The sequence below is a fragment of the Massilia mucilaginosa genome (assembly GCF_011682145.1).
GTDB classification, from domain to species: domain Bacteria; phylum Pseudomonadota; class Gammaproteobacteria; order Burkholderiales; family Burkholderiaceae_D; genus Telluria_A; species Telluria_A mucilaginosa.
The window spans coordinates 1-1,810 of record NZ_WHJH01000134.1 but is presented as its reverse complement, the minus strand read 5'-3'; the positions used below and the strand labels follow the sequence as shown (position 1 = coordinate 1,810).

Genomic DNA, 1,810 nt, shown 5'->3' with positions numbered 1-1,810 from the left:
CGATCACGTCGTAGCTGTAGGTCTTGCGGCCGTTGCGTTTATCGTCGACCGCCAGCAGGTTGCCGCTCTCGTCGTACTGATAACGGCGCGCGATCACCGGCTCGGTGCTTGCGCCCACGCCCAGATGACCGGCAACCTGCGCCAACAGCCGTCCCACCGGGTCATATTGAAACTGGCTGGTCAGCGCACCCTGGGTGCGGCTGGTGGCCCGGTGCAGCTTGTCGCGCTCGATATCGGTGATGACATCGCCGTCGATGTTGATCTGGTGCAGGTGTCCCGAACCGTAAAACAGGTTGTTCAGGACGCGTCCATCGGGCAAGACCGTCTTGATGCGATTGCCCAGCTCGTCGTACTCGTGGCGCAGTTCGGTGCTGAAATCGCGCGCTGTCGTCTGCTCGCCCACCAGCTGGCCCAGCGCATCGTAGCGCAGGTTCACTTCGGCATCCGCATTGATGGCCTGGGTCATCCGTCCGACCGCATCGTAGGTGTAGCGCAGGCGCAGTTGTTCAGCCTGGGTGTCGCCTGTGGTGCGCGAGATCAGCGTTTCGACCAGCTGGCCGCCGCTGTCGCGACTGTAGTGCGTGTCGATGCGTGTGTACTCAGTGCGCTCGCCGTTGCCAAGTTCTTCCTTGGCGGTGAGCAGGCCGCTGTCGTCGTAGCGGTAACGCGTCAGGCGCGCGTCGAAACCGGTTTCTTCGATCAGGCGATCAAACGCGTCGTAGACGAAGCGGTGGGCGTCGCCATTTTCGTTGATCAGCTCGGCCAGGCGGCGGGCATCGTCGTAGCGGTATTGCATCACGCCGCCGCGTGCGTCGATGCGCTTGAGCGGCTGACCGTCGGTGTCGAGCACGTAGCTGGTGCGATTGCCGAGCGGGTCGATGTGCGCGGTCAGGCGTCCCAGCGGATCGTATTCGTAGCGTTCAGCGCCCTGGGCCTGATCGGTCCCTGCAGGCCGGCCGAGCAGGTCGTAGTTGTAGAAAGTACTGTTGCCGTTAGCGTCGGTAGCGCGCAGCAGCCGGCCCTTGTCGTCGTAGTTGAAGTGGGTCGTGTTGTTCGAGCAATCGGTATAGCTGATCAGTTGTGCGGAGCGGTTGTAGTCGAGCCGCTTGACGCCGCCGGCCGCATCGGTCACCTTGACCGGCAAGCCATTCGCATCGTACTGGTAGGACGTGCGCTGGCCCAGCGCATCGGTCACGCTGGCCAGGTTGCCGACCTCGTCGTAGCGCAGGGCGGTGGTAGCGCCGAGCGCGTCGGTGATCAGGGCCGGCTTGTCGAACCGGTTATCGTAGACGATGCCGGTGCCCTTGCCGTCGCTTTCGATGCGGGTGACGCGGCTGCGCTGGTCGTAACGGTAGCTCACGCTGCGCCCGCCGGCATCGACGATGGCGAGGACGTTGCCGTTGCTGTCGAGACGGCGCGTGCTTACGCCGCCGGCCGCGTCCACCTTGCCGATGAAGCGTTTTTTTGCGTCGAAGCGGTAGCGCTCTTCGCGCCCCAGGTTGTCGGTGACGACGGTTTCCTGTTCCAGGTAGCGAAGGCTCCACGAGCGGCCGTCGTTGACCCAGTTGCGCGTGACCTTGCCGCTGGCGGCGTACTCGTCGTATTCATAGCGCGATACCAGCCCACCTGGCTGGCTGTGCTCGACCATCACATGATTGCGATAGGCGAACTGGCGCATCACGTCGCCCTTGCCGTTGCTGACCTTGGCCAGGTTGCCGCTTGCATCGTAGTCGTACGAGACCAGCAGTTCGGGATCGGTGTCGATCTCGGGCTCGGCCGGCTGCATGGCAATGCTGCGCAGGCGCGGGTA

General features: G+C 63.9%; 1 pseudogene. It reads right to left on the bottom strand.

The window, feature by feature from the left end:
- A pseudogene (locus F2P45_RS34090) lies at positions 1-1,810 on the bottom strand (hypothetical protein); the annotation flags it as partial.